Annotated in this window: 20 protein-coding genes; 7 read left to right on the top strand and 13 right to left on the bottom strand. The window is 55.0% G+C overall.

From position 1 onward, the window contains the following. Positions 1 to 18 precede the first annotated feature (18 nt). Positions 19 to 1,359 carry a nucleobase:cation symporter-2 family protein gene (locus DKB62_RS07570; RefSeq protein WP_107195341.1) on the bottom strand — a complete coding sequence of 447 codons (1,341 nt, stop codon included), beginning with the start codon at positions 1,357 to 1,359 and terminating at the stop codon, positions 19 to 21. 87 nt (positions 1,360 to 1,446) lie between these two features. Then, on the bottom strand, positions 1,447 to 2,400 hold the full coding sequence (locus DKB62_RS07565) for an L-lactate dehydrogenase (protein ID WP_107195342.1): 954 nt from the start codon (positions 2,398 to 2,400) through the stop codon (positions 1,447 to 1,449). A gap of 211 nt (positions 2,401 to 2,611) precedes the next feature. On the opposite strand from DKB62_RS07565, the gene DKB62_RS07560 reads away from it, so the two are divergent. The 3 genes from DKB62_RS07560 (at position 2,612) to DKB62_RS07550 (ending at position 5,432) form a co-directional block, all read left to right on the top strand. Further along, positions 2,612 to 3,238, top strand: a complete 627-nt coding sequence (locus tag DKB62_RS07560; protein ID WP_107195343.1) for a DUF47 domain-containing protein — start codon at positions 2,612 to 2,614, stop codon at positions 3,236 to 3,238. Continuing rightward, complete coding sequence (locus DKB62_RS07555) at positions 3,231 to 4,244, top strand: inorganic phosphate transporter (RefSeq protein ID WP_107195344.1); 1,014 nt, start codon at positions 3,231 to 3,233, stop codon at positions 4,242 to 4,244. The genes DKB62_RS07560 and DKB62_RS07555 overlap by 8 nt, the downstream gene beginning before the upstream one ends. A 171-nt stretch (positions 4,245 to 4,415) precedes the next feature. Then, complete coding sequence (locus tag DKB62_RS07550) at positions 4,416 to 5,432, top strand: 1-aminocyclopropane-1-carboxylate deaminase/D-cysteine desulfhydrase (RefSeq protein ID WP_107195345.1); 1,017 nt, start codon at positions 4,416 to 4,418, stop codon at positions 5,430 to 5,432. Positions 5,433 to 5,495: 63 nt separating this feature from the next. On the opposite strand, the gene folE is transcribed toward DKB62_RS07550, so the two are convergent. From folE to DKB62_RS07530, 4 genes are all read right to left on the bottom strand, one after another. Further along, positions 5,496 to 6,053 carry a GTP cyclohydrolase I gene (gene folE, locus DKB62_RS07545; RefSeq protein ID WP_107195346.1) on the bottom strand — a complete coding sequence of 186 codons (558 nt, stop codon included), beginning with the start codon at positions 6,051 to 6,053 and terminating at the stop codon, positions 5,496 to 5,498. After that, positions 6,053 to 6,715 carry a radical SAM protein gene (locus DKB62_RS07540; protein ID WP_107195347.1) on the bottom strand — a complete coding sequence of 221 codons (663 nt, stop codon included), beginning with the start codon at positions 6,713 to 6,715 and terminating at the stop codon, positions 6,053 to 6,055. Before DKB62_RS07540 ends, folE begins: the two co-directional genes overlap by 1 nt. Continuing rightward, a complete protein-coding gene (gene queD, locus DKB62_RS07535) occupies positions 6,705 to 7,034 on the bottom strand; it encodes a 6-carboxytetrahydropterin synthase QueD (RefSeq protein WP_107195348.1) in 330 nt (109 codons plus the stop codon). Before queD ends, DKB62_RS07540 begins: the two co-directional genes overlap by 11 nt. A gap of 249 nt (positions 7,035 to 7,283) precedes the next feature. Next, complete coding sequence (locus tag DKB62_RS07530) at positions 7,284 to 8,501, bottom strand: MalY/PatB family protein (protein ID WP_107195349.1); 1,218 nt, start codon at positions 8,499 to 8,501, stop codon at positions 7,284 to 7,286. A gap of 212 nt (positions 8,502 to 8,713) precedes the next feature. Here DKB62_RS07530 and DKB62_RS07525 point away from each other — a divergent pair, with 212 nt between their 5' ends. Both DKB62_RS07525 and DKB62_RS07520 read left to right on the top strand, forming a co-directional pair. After that, complete coding sequence (locus DKB62_RS07525; protein ID WP_232818728.1) at positions 8,714 to 9,421, top strand: helix-turn-helix domain-containing protein; 708 nt, start codon at positions 8,714 to 8,716, stop codon at positions 9,419 to 9,421. Positions 9,422 to 9,430: 9 nt separating this feature from the next. After that, the gene (locus tag DKB62_RS07520) at positions 9,431 to 9,916 is read left to right on the top strand and encodes a GNAT family N-acetyltransferase (protein ID WP_107195350.1); all 486 of its coding nucleotides are present in this window, start codon (positions 9,431 to 9,433) and stop codon (positions 9,914 to 9,916) included. A 58-nt stretch (positions 9,917 to 9,974) separates the two neighbouring features. On the opposite strand, the gene DKB62_RS07515 is transcribed toward DKB62_RS07520, so the two are convergent. Further along, positions 9,975 to 10,736, bottom strand: coding sequence for a hypothetical protein (locus DKB62_RS07515; RefSeq protein WP_107195351.1), 762 nt, complete (start codon positions 10,734 to 10,736; stop codon positions 9,975 to 9,977). A gap of 201 nt (positions 10,737 to 10,937) precedes the next feature. On the opposite strand from DKB62_RS07515, the gene DKB62_RS07510 reads away from it, so the two are divergent. Further along, on the top strand, positions 10,938 to 11,471 hold the full coding sequence (locus DKB62_RS07510) for an LOG family protein (RefSeq protein WP_107195352.1): 534 nt from the start codon (positions 10,938 to 10,940) through the stop codon (positions 11,469 to 11,471). On the opposite strand, the gene DKB62_RS07505 is transcribed toward DKB62_RS07510, so the two are convergent. The 5 genes from DKB62_RS07505 to DKB62_RS07485 form a co-directional block, all read right to left on the bottom strand. Then, complete coding sequence (locus DKB62_RS07505) at positions 11,468 to 12,178, bottom strand: sulfite exporter TauE/SafE family protein (protein WP_107195353.1); 711 nt, start codon at positions 12,176 to 12,178, stop codon at positions 11,468 to 11,470. The genes DKB62_RS07510 and DKB62_RS07505 overlap by 4 nt on opposite strands. Positions 12,179 to 12,320: 142 nt before the next feature. Next, positions 12,321 to 12,551 (bottom strand): 30S ribosomal protein S18, encoded by a 231-nt coding sequence (gene rpsR / locus DKB62_RS07500; RefSeq protein ID WP_087477212.1) that lies wholly within the window; start codon positions 12,549 to 12,551, stop codon positions 12,321 to 12,323. Positions 12,552 to 12,594: 43 nt separating this feature from the next. Next, positions 12,595 to 13,035 carry a single-stranded DNA-binding protein gene (locus tag DKB62_RS07495; RefSeq protein WP_095629089.1) on the bottom strand — a complete coding sequence of 147 codons (441 nt, stop codon included), beginning with the start codon at positions 13,033 to 13,035 and terminating at the stop codon, positions 12,595 to 12,597. Between the two features lie 16 nt (positions 13,036 to 13,051). Continuing rightward, a complete protein-coding gene (gene rpsF / locus DKB62_RS07490; RefSeq protein WP_087477210.1) occupies positions 13,052 to 13,336 on the bottom strand; it encodes a 30S ribosomal protein S6 in 285 nt (94 codons plus the stop codon). Positions 13,337 to 13,448: 112 nt separating this feature from the next. Beyond that, a complete protein-coding gene (locus tag DKB62_RS07485; RefSeq protein ID WP_107195354.1) occupies positions 13,449 to 13,985 on the bottom strand; it encodes a flavodoxin family protein in 537 nt (178 codons plus the stop codon). 205 nt (positions 13,986 to 14,190) lie between these two features. Here DKB62_RS07485 and DKB62_RS07480 point away from each other — a divergent pair, with 205 nt between their 5' ends. Beyond that, positions 14,191 to 15,060 carry a DMT family transporter gene (locus DKB62_RS07480; protein ID WP_107195355.1) on the top strand — a complete coding sequence of 290 codons (870 nt, stop codon included), beginning with the start codon at positions 14,191 to 14,193 and terminating at the stop codon, positions 15,058 to 15,060. A 128-nt stretch (positions 15,061 to 15,188) separates the two neighbouring features. On the opposite strand, the gene DKB62_RS07475 is transcribed toward DKB62_RS07480, so the two are convergent. After that, positions 15,189 to 16,649, bottom strand: a complete 1,461-nt coding sequence (locus DKB62_RS07475; RefSeq protein WP_198643440.1) for an ATP-binding protein — start codon at positions 16,647 to 16,649, stop codon at positions 15,189 to 15,191. Between the last annotated feature and the right edge of the window lie 11 nt (positions 16,650 to 16,660).

The following is a 16,660-nucleotide window of genomic DNA, read 5'->3' as shown; positions in this document are numbered from 1 at the left end:
TCTGCAAATACTACGATATTATGCCTGGTCAGCCTGGGTCTTATCTTCTTCCGGCTTAAACCCGTTGAACAAGATGTTCAGCACGACGGCTGTCAGGCTGCCCAAGGTGATGCCGCTCTGGCAGATAACCTTCACGACATCGGGGAAATGCTGGAAGAAATTCGGAACCGTCAGGGGAATCATGCTCATGCCGATGCTGACGGCGACGAGCATGAGGTTATAGTTTCCGTCAAATTTGACTTTCGCCAACGCCCGGACGCCGCTGGCAATGACCATGCCGAACATGGCGATGCCTGCGCCGCCGAGAACGGCGTTGGGAATGCAGGCTACGACGGCAGCCATTTTCGGGAACAGCCCCAGCAGGATGAGGATGACGCCCGAAGCGGCGACGACGAAGCGGCTCTTGACGCGCGTGACGGCGATGAGGCCGACGTTCTGGGCGAAGGCCGTATAGGGGAAGCTGTTGAAGATGCCGCCGATCAGCGTCGACAAGCCGTCGGCGCGGAGACAGCGGGCCAGCCGGCCTCTGCCGACGGGGCGCTTGACGATTTCGCCGATAGCGATGCAGTCGCCCGTCGTTTCTACCATGACGACGAGCATGACGATGATCATGGAAATGATCGAGCCGACGTTAAAGGTCGGAAGGCCAAAGGAAAAGGGCGTGATGATGCCGATCCAATCGGCCCGCCCGACTTCGTCAAAGTTAGCCACGCCTAATATCATGGACAAGATGGTGCCGCAGATGAGCCCGATGAGGACAGATACGTTGCTGACAAAGCCCTTGCCGCAGCGGTAAATGGCCACGACGATAGCCAGGGTAAAGGCCGCCAGAAACAGGTTCATAGGGCTGGCAAAGTCAGGCGAAGACGGGTTGCCGCCGCCGACCCAGCGCACGGCCACGGGCAGGAGGGTAATCCCAATCATCATGATAATCGTACCCGTGACGACGGGCGGAAACAGCTTGATCAGGCGGCTGAAATAGGGCGCGATGAGGAAAGTAAACAACCCGGCGGCGATAATCGCCCCGTATATGGCCGTTATACCGTGCTCCTGCCCGATCATGATCATCGGCGTGACCGACGCGAAGGTGACGCCTTGTATCATGGGGATGCGGGAGCCGACCTTCCAAAAGCCGACGGTCTGGAGAATCGTCGCGATGCCGCAGGTAAACAAGTCGGCGTTAATCAAATGAATGAGCTGCTCCGGCGTCAGATGCAGGGCCTGGGCCACGATGATCGGCACGGCGACGGCTCCGGAATACATGGCCAGGACATGCTGCAGCCCATAGGCAAACAATTTCGGCATCGGCAGCATCCGGTCTACAGGATGAGACGCCTGTCTGGTCAATAAGAAATTCATGTCTTCTTTTCACCTCAACACAGTAGTTAAATACAAAAGCAGACTGCGGCGAAAGCCTTCGTCACAGCCTGCCATAACGCATAAAAATTATAATCCTTCGGCCCGGTCCAGGAAGCTGCGGAGAATATCGCACGAATCGTGGAACTTCTTCTGTTCCTCTTCCGTCAGGGCGACTTCGACGACGCCTTCCATGCCGTCCTTGCCGATGACGCAGGGCACGCCGGCCGCTACGTTTTCTTCGCCGTATTCGCCGAACAAGGCCGTCGAGCAGGGCCATACGAGCTTCTGGTCATGGAAAATAGCCGAAATGATCATGCACGCCGCGTTGGCGATGCCGAATTCAGTGCAGCCCTTGCCGTCGATTTCAATGTCGCCGGCCCGCTTGACTTCCGTCTGCAAGTCGTCCAGGCTGAGCGCCGCCAGCTCCGGCTTTTCCGCCATGAAGGCCGCGAAGGGCTTGCCGCCGACATAGACCTGGGACCAGACGATGAAGCTGGAGTTGCCGTGTTCGCCCATGCACATGCCCTGAATGGAGCGGCGGGCGTATCCCGTCCGATGGGACAGGACGCGAAGCAGGCGATACGTTTCGAGGCTCGTGCCGGTGCAGAAGCAGCGATTGCGTTCCCAGCCCATTTGACGGCGGATGTATTCGCAGATGATGTCGGCAGGGTTGGATATGCTGAGCATGATGCCCTTGAAGTCTACCTGCTTCAGATGGGAAATGACTTCCTGAGCCATGCGGATCGAATCGTCGAACATGTCGAGGCGCGTTTCGCCGGGCTTGCGGCTGCGGCCAAAGGCCATGACCAGGATGTCGGCGTCATTGAGTTCTTCATAGCCGCCGGCGCGGATCTGGGCATCGTTGCCGCACAAGGCGCCGCTGACGCCGTCGTCCAGGTCCATCGCCTGTCCCTGGGCCTTTTCCTTCAAAATATCAATCAAGACGATGTCGTCGGCTTCGCCGGACTGAATCAGGGCCAATGCGACGTGAGAGCCTACGTGGCCGGCTCCGACGATGACCACCTTGCGTGTGTTTACCATAAAACATATCCTCCTTCAGGCATGCGTATGTAAAATTTGCTTCACTCGTATGTATAGATTATAGCATATACAAGGGTAAAAAAAACGTTTATCGTCCCGATTTTTTCCCATTTTCCCCAATAATTTTACAAATTCTTTACATTTCTTTTACATAATGACAAACGATATATTATATACTGGAACCAATCATTACTTAGGAGGAGTCACATAGATGTTCAGTATCAGCAACAAGCATGAAGAGTTTTTTGATTATTTGGTTGAAAACGCCGAAAACTTCCACCGCGGCACCCTCATCGCCAAGGACGTCATGACCAACACGGCCAATATTTCCATGTACATGAAGGATATCGCCCAGCTGGAGCACACGTCGGATAAAATCAACGAAGACGTCATCATGAAGTTATGCCGCGTATTTATTACGCCCATCGACCGCGAAGACTTTTACAAGCTCACATGCCAGCTCGAAGACTGCATCGATCTGCTCCACGGCTCGCTCATGCGCATCAGCCTGTACCATATCGAAACGATGACGCCGGCCGCCGTCGACATCGTCGACCAGCTGGAGCTCATGGGAAAAGAGCTGAAAGACATTTTCTCGCTCCTGAAAAACATCGACAAAAACGAAGCGGAGCTCATGGAACGGGCCAACCGCCTGAGCAAAATCGAAACGGAAGTCGACAACATTTACCGCCGCGAAATTTCCCGCATCTTCAACGGCGAAATGGACCTGCTCGACATCATCCGCTGGAAAGACGTGCTGGGCACGCTGGAAGACACGTCGGACGAAGTGGAAGAGCTCGGCAATATCATAAAAGAGGTGACGATGAAGTATGCTTGATACCCCGTTAATTATCCTGGTCGTCGTCCTGGCCCTGGCCTTCGACTTTATCAACGGCTTCCACGATACGGCCAACGCCATCGCCACCTGTGTCTCGACGCGGGCCATCCGGCCGGGCATCGCCATCATGGGGTCGGCCTTCTTAAACTTCGTCGGCGCTATGATTTCTACGGGCGTCGCCAAGACCATCGGCGGCGACATCGTCACGTCGCCGGCCATGATCAACGAGCTGGTCATCGTCGCCGGCCTCGTCGGCGCTATCGTCTGGAACCTGCTGACCTGGTGGTTCGGCATGCCCTCCAGCTCGTCCCACGCCCTCATCGGCGGCATGATCGGCGCCGTCGCCTTTTCCGTCGGCACGGCGGCCCTCAACGACTGGGGCATCATCAAGATTTTCCTGTCCCTCATCCTGTCGCCCGTAACGGCCATCGTCGTCGGCTATATCATCATGAACATCCTGTTCGTCGTCTGCCGCAACTTCAAGCCGGCTAAGATCAACATGACGGCCAACAGGCTGCAGGTCGTCTCAGCGGCCCTCATGGCCTTCTCCCACGGTTCCAACGACGCCCAGAAGTCCATGGGCATCATCACCCTGGCCCTCTTGTCGGGCGGCGTCATCGACACGCTGGAAGTCCCGACGATGGTCAAGTTCCTCTGCGCCCTGGCCATGGCTCTCGGCACCAGCGTCGGCGGCTGGAAAATCATCCGCACCGTCGGCGGCAAGATCTTCAAGATGCACCCCATCCACGGCTTTGCAGCCGACTTGAACTCGGCCGTCGTCATCTTCTCGGCGACGATGCTCCACCTGCCCGTCTCGACGACGCACGTCGTCTCCGGCTCCATCATGGGCGTCGGCGCGGCCCAGCGGGCCAAAGCCGTCCACTGGAACGTAGCCCGTCAGATGGTCACGGCCTGGGTCATGACCATTCCCTGCACGGCCATCATGGGGGCCATTTCCTACTACATCATTTCGCACCTCATGGTAGTCGTACTGCCCGGCTTATAACCGACCGCCGGCGGCAGCGCCCGCTTAAATGACGCCAGCCGCCGCGACTCATATCGCTTCTCCAACCACGGGCCCCGCCGCATATTCCGCAGACGGGGCCCGTGGTTTCCTCTTTTCTCCCCATTTTATCTATGATACTATTAAGCATAGAAGATAAAAGGAGGCCTGATTATGAACACATTACGACCGAAACTGACCCTTCTGGACGAGCACCCGACGCCGCTGCAGTACCTTTCGGGCTTGTCTCAGGAGCTCTTCCGGGAACTCTACATAAAGCGCGACGATGTGACGCCCTTCGGCGGAGGCGGCGGCATGCTGCGTAAATTGGAATACCTGCTGTTCGATGCCGTCAATTCCCAGTCCGACACCGTCGTCACCGTCGGCGACATCCGCTCCGACCACTGCCGTCTCACGGCGGCTGCGGCAGCCAAATACGGCCTGCGCAGCATCGTCATTTCCGTCGGTAATTACGACGGCGAACTGAGCGGCAACCTGCTCCTCAGCAGCCTATTCGGCGCCCGCACCGTCATCAAGAAGGACGACGGCCGCCCTGAAGCGGTCCAGCTGGAAGAAACGGCAAGGGCCGTCATGGAACAGGAAATCGCCCAGGGCCACCGTCTGTACTTCATCCCTATGGGCGGCAGCGACGCGACGGGCATGCTGGGCTATTACGACTGCGCCGCCGAGCTGGACAAGCAGGCTCAGGAACAGTACCTGCAGGGAGCGACGGTCTACGTCCCCGTGACGACCCTTGGCACGTACGTCGGCTTATACTGCGGCCTGAAAGCCATCGGCTCGTCCTTAAAGCCCGTCGGCATCGCCGTCAAGCCCCTCGACGAAGACCGCCTGGGCGACTACTTCCGGCAGGTAAAGGAAACGTATGGCTTTGATTTCGACGACAGCGACATGCACATCGAGACGGCCTATATCCGCAAGGGATACGGCGAACCGGACCGCCATGTCCGCGACGCCGTCCGCCTCATGGCCGGCCACGAGGGAATTCTCCTCGACCCGACGAGTTCCGGCAAGGCCTTCGCCGCCGTCCTCGACATGATCAAGGAAAAGAAAATCAAATTAGGGCGGCAGGTCATTTTCCTCCACGACGGCAGCATGGCCGGCTTATATGAAAAAGCCCACCGCCTGAAATTAGAAAAAGAACTGCAAGACACCATTCAAATCATCCCATAAGGCCCAAACGACGTCAGGCTCCCCATCAGACAGCGTATCCGTCTGATGGGGAGCCTGTATGCATTACCGTATGAGGTTAAAAAATTCATTTCTCCGCAGGGGATCGTCAAAGACGCCGCCAGCGTACAAGGTCCGCGTCTGGGAGCCCGGCTTTTTGATGCCCCGGGCCGTCATGCAGGAATGCTCGCCCTGAATGCAGACGATGATGTCGTCGGTCTTGACGATGCGCCGCAGCACGTCGTATATATCGGCGCCGATGCGCTCCTGCAGCTGAAGGCGCCGGCAGACGGCGTCGGCAATGCGGGCCAGCTTCGACAAGCCGATGACGCATCCCTTGGGGATATAGCCGATAGCGATTTTCATATCGTACATGAGGGCGATGTGATGCTCGCAAAAGCTGAACACGTCGATGTCCTTGACAACGACCATATTGCCGTCATCACAGGGAAACACCTTATCGAATTCCTTAGCGATTTCTTCGTTGGAAACGCCGGCATAGGCCAGCCGTTCCTCCATCATCTTGGCAAACCGCTCCGGCGTCTCCTTCGTCTCGTCGCGGCCATCCTGCCCGACGGCTTCCAGGATCAGCGCCGCTGCCTGCTTTAATTTTTCTCTGTCCATTATACGCCTCTGGCCTCCGGATCGTAGATGATTTTATGGAGCTGCACCTGCACGCACACGTCGTCCAGGCCCTTCTCCTTGACGAAATCGACGAGAGCCGCCGGTTCGATTTCGCCCCACACGGGCGATACGTACAGCAGGGGCCGCGCTGCCGGCAGCAGGTGGGAAATCGTATAGGCCATGTCGTCCAAATCGTCCTTCGTCGCGACGACGAACTTGACGACGTCGGCAGGCGTCAGCCGTTCCTGCAGGTTTTCCAGCTTCATGGCTTCGCTCATGCCCGACGAGGGGGATTTCCAGTCCATCGTATAAAACAGGCCCGCAGGACGCTCCTTCGGCAAGAGGACGGCCCCGTTCGTCTCGATATTGATCTCGCAGCCGCCGCGGCAAAGCCGTTCCGTCAGCTCCTGCAGGGGCTGCAGCATGGGCTCGCCTCCCGTCAGGGTCACGCGGCTCCACGGCTTAGACTGTACGAGCTGCGCCAATTCGTCTGCCGTGTATTCCGCCGCCGCGTCGTCTGCCGACAAGGCATAGGCCGTATCGCAGTACGAGCAGCGGAGATTGCAGCCGGCGAAGCGGATAAAGGTACTCATGTAGCCTGTTCGCTTTCCTTCTCCCTCGATGCTGTCGAAGATTTCTACGACGGGAAACTTATACTTCATACGTCGCCACGTTCCCTTCCGACTCCTGTACGCTTACCTTGACGCAAAAGGGGATAGAATCGCAGATCCACTTGGCGATGTTTTCCGCCGTCGGATTGCCGGGAATCACGTCGTTCAGATAGGCGTGATCCAGCTTCCCCTTCACGATATTGGATATTTCCTTGAAATCGACGACCATGCCGTTTTCATTCAGCTCTTCCCGCCGGCACGTCACGTAGATAATCCAGTTGTGGCCGTGCAGGTTTTCGCACTGGCTTTCGTAGTTCAGGCTCAGGCGGTGAGCCGCCGCAATTTCCAGCCGTTTCGTTACTGTATACATAGAGACTCCTCACAATTTCGCATCAAACACGTCATCAAAACTGCAAAAAAATAACCGGTATCATCCCGGTACGCCGAGCCGGTTCCATACAAGCACTGCCCCTGCCTCAGCATGCCTCCATTATACTGAATTTGCGAAAACACGTCAAATATCTGCCCAACCGCATCGGCAGCAAAAACCTCTCCGGCAAAGGCAAGGCGCATCTTCGCCGGAGAGGCATGTCAATTTATTGCTATAAAATAAGCCTTCTTATTTCGTCGCCAAATGCTTTTGAATCGCTTCGTCCATTCGCCTCAGGCCTTCGGCTATGATCGAACGGGGCATGGCCAGGTTCAGGCGGATAAAGCCCTTAGCGTTGCCGACGAACAGGCTGTCGCCGCCTTCGAGGAGTACACCCGCTTCGTTAGCAAAGAAATCGGGGATATTTTCTACGTCGCCGAGGTAGGGGCTCATGTCCATCCAAGCCAGGTACGTCGCGTCGGGAATTTCAAAGGAAATCTTCGGCAGGTGCTCCGCTGCGTAGTCCTTGACAAACTGGAAGTTGCCGTCCAGATATGCCCGGAGCTGGTCGAGCCAGTCGCCGCAAGAGAGGTAAGCCGCCTTGTGGGCTTCGAGGGACAAGGGATTGATGAATCCCACAGTCTTGTCGCGGGCCGCAAAATGGCGCCGCAGCTCGGCGTCGCGGATGATGATGTCCGAGAACATGAGGCCGGCCATGTTGAAGGTCTTGCTTGCCGACATGCATGTCACGAGCTTGGGATAATCCGCCATGATTTTGCCCATCGGCGTGTGGGTCTTGCCGCAGCGCAGGAGATCGCAGTGAATTTCGTCGCTGATAATCCAGAGGTTATACTTTTCTACGATGGCCGCGACGCGCCGGAGCTCCTCTTCCGTCCAGATGCGGCCCGTCGGGTTGTGAGGATTGCACCAGATGACCAGCTTCATGTGCGGGTCGGCGGCCTTCGCCTCGAAGTCGTCGAAGTCGATGGAAAATTTGCCCGCATCGTACATCAAGGGCGAGCATACGTAAGTCCGATCGGCGTATTCGGCGGCGTGCTGGAAAAAGCCGTACGCCGGCGATACCATGAGGATTTTTTCCGTGTCCTTGACGAGGTCTTCGACGAGCTCGTACAGGGCCGGAATGATGCCCGGCGAAAAGACGAGCTCTTCCTTGGGGAAGGTCCAGCCGTACATCTTTTGGCACCAGCCGGCAAAGACGTCGTAGTAGGAGTCGTCGCACAGCAGGGTATAGCCGAAAATGCGGCGGTCGATGCGGTCTTTCATGGCCTGGCAGATTTCCGGCGGCGTGGCAAATTCCATGTCGGCCACCCACATGCGGACGAATTCGTCGTCAGCAAAGGGAAACTTCTTTTCCGGCCCGGCGTGGAAAATATAGCCGCGGAAGCCGTCCGTATTGAGGGCGTTTGTATGGCGGCGGTCGATGATTTCATCAAAATCGTAAGTCATGGCAGTCATCTCCTTCATCAGTATGCGTTTCGTTATGTACACAGCATACCAAAGAAGACGTCCCTCGTCAAAGCAGGGCCTTTCTCGCGAAACGAAACAATATTTCTAAATTTGTTTCCTTATAGTAGAAAATCTCCGATTTTTTCCTTATACTATGTATATAACCTCGTATTTCCGATTCCAGAAAGATTTATAAGAAACAGGTGAGCATCATGCATATAAGCGAGGAAATAGGCAAAAAAATTAATATTTTCAGAAAAAAGAAGGGTTGGACCGTACAGGAACTCGGCGACGCTATCTGCAAGAGCAAGGCCACCGTTTCCAAATATGAAAAGGGGCAGATTTCCTTAGACGTCGACACCTTATACGACATCGCCGCGGCCTTAGGCGTTTCGCCGGAGCAGCTTCTGTATTATGCGCCCGAGCCGGAGCCCGTCCGCCAGGAAGACGCCGTCCCCTCCTTTTTCCAGGGAATACGCCGCCTGTATATGTACACCTTCGACGGCCGCAACAACAGCCTGTCGCGGAGCCTCATCGAAATCGGCGGAAAGCAGGCCGATAACACGTACAAGGTCATGATGTACATGACCTATGACGACGTCTCCCAGTATCAGCACTGCGAAAACACCTACACAGGCCGCATGGTCCACTACGACGCCTTGACGCGCCTCGTTTTTCAGAACAGGGACACGCCCATGGAGCAGTATACCATCAACATGCTGGCCTCGTATTTAGACGCCCCGTACAAATGGGTCTTAAACTACGGCTTGTCGTCGCGGCCCTTCATGCCCATTGCTGCCAAGGCTCTGATTACGAAGAAGCCGGCTGCGGAAACGGCCGATTTCATCAAGGCCCTGCATATTTCAAAGGAAGACATCCGCATTTTAAAGCTCTACAACATGCTGGCCGTCACGGGATAAGGAGAGGATATGAAACCATCAGCAGCGCAGCTCTGCCTGCGCCCCTACGACGAAGGGGATTTACAGTCCGTCGTATCGTTGTTTTACGATACGATTCACAGCGTAAACCTCAAGGATTACACACCGGAGCAGGCCGACGCCTGGGCCCCGAAAAAGCCGGACCTCTCCCGATGGCAGGGCCTCTTAAAAGGGGAAGACACGTGGGTCGCCGTGCAGGACGGCCGTATCGTCGGATTCGCCAACCGGGACGGCGAGTACTTCGACTGCCTCTACGTCCACAAGGACTACCAGCGCCGCGGCGTCGCCAAAGCCCTGGCGGAACGCATCGAAGGGCGCGCCGCCGCCGAAGGCCATGCGAAGATCCGCACCAACGCCTCCCTGACGGCCCGGCCGTTTTTTGAGCAGCGAGGCTACGCCGTCGTCCGCCGGCAGTGCGTTCATCGGGCAGGACACGTCCTGGTCAATTTTGCCATGGAGCGTTCTATACAAAAATAACGCAAGCCCTTTGCCCCGCAAAACAGGGTAAAGAACCTGCGTTATGAATATATTTTCGTCAGTCCACGGACAGCTGGACGTAACGCTGGCTGACGTGGAATTTTTCGCCCTGAGGCAAGTCGTAGGCCGGCGACAGGACGCCGTCTTCCGCCGGAATAACCGGCACTGCGGCGAGCTTATACGCTTCGGCGTAGGCCGCCATCGCCGCGTCGGCTCCCAGGCCGGACTTATCAAATTTGATATCGCTGCCTTTATACAGGCGGACGGCCATGACGATGCCGCCCTGGAAAAATACGTCCATACGGTGAAGGCCGTACGACCAGTGCTCCATGCCCTGATCGGCCGTGATTTCATTGGGATAGCCGTACTTTGCCGTCACGTCGTCTCTCGTCATGCCCAGGTATATGCCGCCGACCGATTCGCTGTATTCGGGATGAATGGAGCGGCGCAGGGTCGTCTTGCCGTCGACGATGAGATACTGGTGGGATTTATGGCCCAGCAAATCCAACGTCAGAGTTCTCGTCCCCTGGCTTTCGGAAATCGTGAAATGGCCCGTGCGGGGATATCCATACGTACAGTTTCCTGATGCCGCGACGGGGCAGCCGTTGATCGTGCTGCCGCTGATCGTCATAGCCAATTCGCCCTTCAGGTCGTACCATTCGCCGGCAGCCGGTTCGAGCCACGACGCAGCCGACGCATCCTGCGCCGGCTGAACCGATACGACGGCGACAGCCGCGGCGGGCAGCGGTTCCTCAGCCAGACACGGCGCCGTCAGGCCTAAGGCACAGACTGCGCAGGCGATACATGTAGTTGCTTTCAATTCAGGTCAACTCCTTTTGTTACCTCTTGCAACATCACATTATACGCCTGCCCTTCCCGGAATACAACGAAAATCGCAGAAAAACGACGGCCCGTTCCAAGGCTCCGACAAAAATATTACGTATATTTCGCCAAGGGATTACAAAAGCCGAAGGCATATTACTGTATAATAAAGAAAAGACAAAGACAGGAGGACACACTCGTGAATATTACCGTCTACTGCGGCGCCAGCGCCGGCAGCGAACCGATTTATGAACACAAGGCGTCGGAATTGGGCCAATGGCTGGCCGCCCACAACATTACGCTGGTATACGGCGGCGGCCGGACCGGCCTGATGGGCAAGCTGGCAAACGCCGTTTTAGCTAACGGCGGCAAGGCCATCGGCGTCATCCCGGAATTTCTCAAGACAGCCGAAGAGGTCCACACGGGCCTGACTCGGCTCATTACGGTAAACACGATGAGCCAGCGCAAGGACACCATGCTTCAAATGGGAGACGCCTTCATCGCCCTGCCCGGCGGAGCCGGCACACTGGAGGAAATCGCCGAAGCCATCTCGGCGGCCCGCCTGGGACGCCACGCCAAGCCCTGTATGCTGTACAACATCCATGGCTGCTACGACCACTTAGAGAAATTATTCGACCACATGGTAAAGGCCGGCTTTCTCAATCAAGCCGGCCGTGAAAAGGCAAATTTCGTTACGTCTATTGAAGGCATCGAAAAAATCCTCCGCCGCTAAAGGACGAGCATGGCTCCCGACAGGATCAGCAGGGCGTAGGACAGCTTCATGAACAGGGCCTGGTTGATGCGGCGGTGAATCGCCGTGCCGACGTAAATAGCCGCCGCCAGGGGGACGACGCTGACCGCCGTAAGAAAGACGACGTCGCCGTCATACACGCCGCTGAAAAAATCCTTTCCCATGAGCAGTCCGTTGAGAATGACCCACACGGCGGCCAGGGTGCTGCGGAACACCTCTTTGTCCCGGAACGTCGCCGCCGCATACACGACGAGGAGGGCCCTGCCGGACACGAACATGCCGTGGACGACGCCGGCTCCCAGGAGAACGGCCCAAGCCCCTTTCCGCGAGAAGGAAGGGGCTTTTTTCGCATACAGATTCCGCGCTCCGACGGCCATGACGAAGGCTCCGTACACGGGAATCAGATAGGTCAATGGACAGACGGCGTAGGCATACATGCCGACGCCCATGCCCACCAGCATCGCCGCGATGATTTTCAGCAGCTCCCGGACGTCGACGTACCGCAGGGACTGCACGGCGATGATGCTGCACGACAGCACGGCCATGATATTCAAAATAGCCTTGGCCTTATCCGGCCCGATGAGCAGAATCGACGCTGGCATCGCCAGGAGCGTCCCGGCAAAGCCCGTAATCCCCTGAATGACGTTCGCCCCAAACAGGACAAGCAAAAACAGTATTTCTTCCACCATCGACACGCGCGGCCCCTCCCTTTCTCCTTCGCAGTTACGCTTCAAATTATACCATATTTCGCCCCTTGCATCTGCCGCAAAACAGGCGCAAAAAAAACTGTCCTGCAAGACGATCTTACAGGACAGTTCATGTCATGGTGTATTATTCTGCCGTGTACGGAAGCAGAGCGATAGCTCTTGCCCGTTTGATTGCAACAGTCAGTTTGCGCTGATGTTTCGCGCAAACGCCGGAAATGCGGCGCGGCAGGATTTTGCCGCGTTCTGTTGTGAAACGGCGAAGTTTTGCAATATCTTTGTAGTCGATCTGTTCAGCATGATCTACGCAGAAGCTGCAAACTTTTCTTCTCGGTTTTCTCGAGCGTTCTCTTCTCATCTATGTATCCTCCTTCAAAAATTAAGAAGGGCTTTGTTTGACTTTAGAATGGGATTTCTTCGTCAACAGCGTCGGACCCCATGCTGCCGAAACCTGCGCCGGGAGCGGCCGGTCTGGACTGTACGGGAGCGGCCTGATGAACAGGCATCTGCTGGTGATCGCTTCCCAAGGCCTGGGCAACGAGATCGCAAACGACTTCAGTGCGGTACCGTTTCTGACCGTCCGGCGTTTCATAGGAACGCACGGAAATACGGCCCTGAACGAACACGCGGCTGCCTTTTGCTAAGTTGTTGCCGCAGCTTTCCGCCAAATTACCCCAAGCAACACAAGGAATAAAATCAGTTAATTCTCTCTGTTCCGTGCTGCCCATCGGCACGTACGTGCGAGTGCAGGCGACGGTAAACATGGCTACGGCTCTGCCCGTCTTCGTAAAACGGATTTCCGGGTCACGGGCCAAATTGCCTAATAACTGTACTGAATTCATACCTTCGCGCCTCCGGTTATTCGTCGATCTTGACGATCAAGTGTTTCAGGACTTCGTCGCGGATCTTCAAAACGCGGTCGATTTCTTTGATCGTAGCAGGATCTGCTTCAAAGTTAATCAACACATAGTAGCCGTCGGCCTGTTTCTTGACCGGGTAAGCTAAATGGCGTTTGCCCCAGCGATCTACCTTTTCGATATTGCAGCTGTTTTTCGTAAGCAAATTGGACACGAATTCAACGATCGGATCTACTTCTGCTTCTTCAAGCGGCTTTGCAATAAATATGACTTCGTACTTGTTCACGAAATCACCTCCTCTTTTGGACATATGACCCTTCCCGCAGAAGGGTTAGGAGCTTGACACGATTCAAGCTTTTTAATTATATCACCAAAAAACGGCGATTTCAACTCTTTTTTTAGATTTCTTTTCCCATTTCGTAGGCCTGCTGCAGCGACGGATGGCCTTCGATATCGCCGCCGTCGTTGACGCCGCCGGCAAAGACCGTACCGGCCAGCCGTGCCTTTTCAAAGCAGTCGATCCAGCCCTGTATGCCGCGGATAGGCCCGTCCATCGTCGTCGCCTCGTTTTCGGCCGCCGAAGCCAGCAGGTAAATATCACGGAACCGGTAGTCCGACGAGAACAGGCAGTTGGCCCGGTCCAGCAAGGTCTTGAGCTGTCCTGCCAAACCGTAATAGTACACGGGCGTAGCGAAGGCGATGACGTCGGCCTCTTTCATCGCTTCGGCAATGGGCGCGGCGTCGTCGGCAATGACGCAGTCCTGCCGTTCCTGACAGGCCAGGCAGCCCCGGCAGAAGGCGATGTCCTTTCCTTTCAGGCTGACGCAGGTCACGTCGCAGCCGCCGTCCTTCGCCCCGCGGGCAAAGGACTCGGCCAGGGCGTCGGAATTGCTGTGAGCCCGCAGGCTCGAAGTAATTATCAGTACGCGTTTCATCGTATATTCTCCCTTTCTATAGTGCGCCTGCTGCGGCGCTCTCGGTTTCATGTCTTCCATTATAAAAAGAAAAGCCCCGACAGGCAAATACTTTGGACACATGTCTCGCCCTACCTTTTAAGCATGGCAAAAACTTGTTATAATACAGTAATTAGTCAAGACGCCATCGCCGCGTCTTCAGCCACATTGATACAGAGGTGTTTTCATGAACCTGTCCCGTACGCCGCGGCTTAAAATGCTCGCCGCAGACCTTGCCCTTCTCCTCGTCGCCGTCATCTGGGGCGGCGGCTTTATCGCATCGAAAGAAGCCTTGTCCTCCCTGTCGGCCTTCGGCGTCATGAGCTCCCGCTTCCTCCTGTCCGCCGCCGTCATGTTCCTGCTCTTCCATAAGCAGATACTCCGCGGCACGGGGCGCGAAATACGATACGGCGTCATTATCGGCGCCATTCAGTTCATCGCCTTCATCTTCCAGCTCAACGGCCTGGCCCTGACGACAGTAGAGCGCCATTCCTTCCTCGTCACGTCCTACGCCATTTTCGTCCCCTTTCTGTCCGTCGCCCTGGCTCACAATCCCCTGCGCCGCCGCGACGTCGGCTGCGCCCTGCTGGCCGTAACCGGCCTGGCCCTGCTGTGCCTGAAGCCGGGAAATCTGACGCCTACCTTGGGCGACGTCCTGTCCCTCATGGCGGCCATCTGCTTTTCCATTCAAATCGTATATGTCGGCAACTTCATCAAGGGGGCTGACATGTTTTCCATGACCTTCTTTCAGCTCCTGACGCCGGGGCTGCTGGCCCTGCCCTTTTCCGGCCTGCCCGACACACTGATCTGCGCCGGCGAAAACGCCCTGATCGGCATCGCTTACCTCGTCCTGCTCAATACGGTCTTCGCCTTCTCGGCCCAAAACATCGCCCAGCAGCACACGAGCGACTCCCACGCCTCGCTCATCATTTCCATGGAAGCCGTCTTCGGCTTTCTCCTGGCCGTCTGGTTCTACAACCACGGCGTCAGCCTCCAGGAATGCCTGGGCAGCGTCCTCATGGTCGCCGCCATCGTCCTGTCCAATACGAAGAAATGACAAAACGCCCTGTATCAGTCATACTGCTGACACGGGGCGTTTTCTCGTTATAAAGCCGGAGCGTTGTGCGTATAGTCTAAAATGTAAACGGCATCGCCGGCTTCTTCATTTCGAATCGGGAATATTCATCATTTTTCTGGCTGAACGAGCTGCCAATATCCCTTCCTATGGGACCCAACTCGTATGATTCGGCCTTTTGCCTGCAAATTGCGGATATGGTATTTAATTTTTCCCGGCTTCCATCGCAGGATCCCGGCCATTTCCTTCTGCGTACAACTTGGTTTTTGCAGCAATATTTGCCAAATAGCCGCTTCATTGTCTGTTAGTATAGGGTTGCTTTCAGTCTTTTGGTCAGTCTTTTGGTCAGTCTTTTGGTCAGTCTTTTGGTCAGTCTTTTGGTCAGTCTTTTGGTCAGTCTTCGCCTTGGTACACCTATATAAATTAACTCGCATATCTCCGTCTAAGTCTATAATTTCCAATTCTGGAAGCCCATACTCTTGGCACTCATGCATAATTCTAGGAATACCACTTCCCCATTGCTCAATGATATTCATGTAAGCAAAAGCGCTTGCTAAAGCTCTATTTCTAATCTTCGAAAAGCCTTCTTTCATTTTTGCCACGGTCACGCCGCGCATCAAACCACCAGGAGATGTAATCTCCAGTCGATTGGCAAATAAGGCAATTTGTATGGGAGCTGGTTCTAAATAACTTCGATGTACTACTGCATTCGCAATTAATTCTCTTAGACTATCTGGCGGCAATTCATACACATCTTCTCGATAGATGCCGTGAAATCGGGCACCCATATTTATTTTTTCCAGCACATATTGCAGCGCCTTTTCTATTTGCTCCTGTACTGTCCCGGTTATTTCCCTGCGATCTACAAATATAGCTCTGTTTTCCGTTTTAAAGACGGCGCATTGGATAAGCGGCGGCAAACCGTTCGTATTCGTCAGCATGGAATATGCATTCGTCGGCAGCACCATATGCTGCCGTTCCGCTAATACGCCCCAAGACAACAGCGTATTCTTTGTAACTCTTTTTACAGCCTGTCTTTGTTCTGCCGTTTTAGCATTTTTTAACGCAATCTCATACAACTGCCGGCATAATGCATCAATTTCATAGTCGGCAACCATTCCATGCCAAACAGGTTCCTGATCAAAAAATTTATTACGGCCTTCTAAAATTAGCTCTTGCAGTATAACTTGATCGGCAGGACGAGTCGTTCCAGCAGTCCTGATATAGGTACCGTTAATCATTCCTTTGCTTTTAATAAAATATGGCCGTTCCATTCCCGGCATTATCTCCATGATAATAATTTGCTTTTCATCTATTTCTCTAACCATTATATTAGGTATAATCATGGGTTCACAACTATCCGTTACGGCATTCGTCAACGCATCCATCGTTTGAAATAAGGTCTCGGCAGGTACACCAATAACCTTTTCGGTATTATCCTCAACGCCAAAGATAATTTGTCCGCCGTCACCATTAGCAAACGCTACAACAGATTTCATGTATTTTAAACTATCTTTCGGAACTTCCCGCTTATATTCTATGTACCGAGACTCGCCAAAAAACATAGCCATTTCACTCAAAA

The organism is Megasphaera stantonii (genome assembly GCF_003367905.1).
Lineage (GTDB): Bacteria > Bacillota > Negativicutes > Veillonellales > Megasphaeraceae > Megasphaera > Megasphaera stantonii.
Note: the sequence above shows the minus strand (reverse complement) of the source record. Positions and strands in the feature narration are given on the sequence as shown.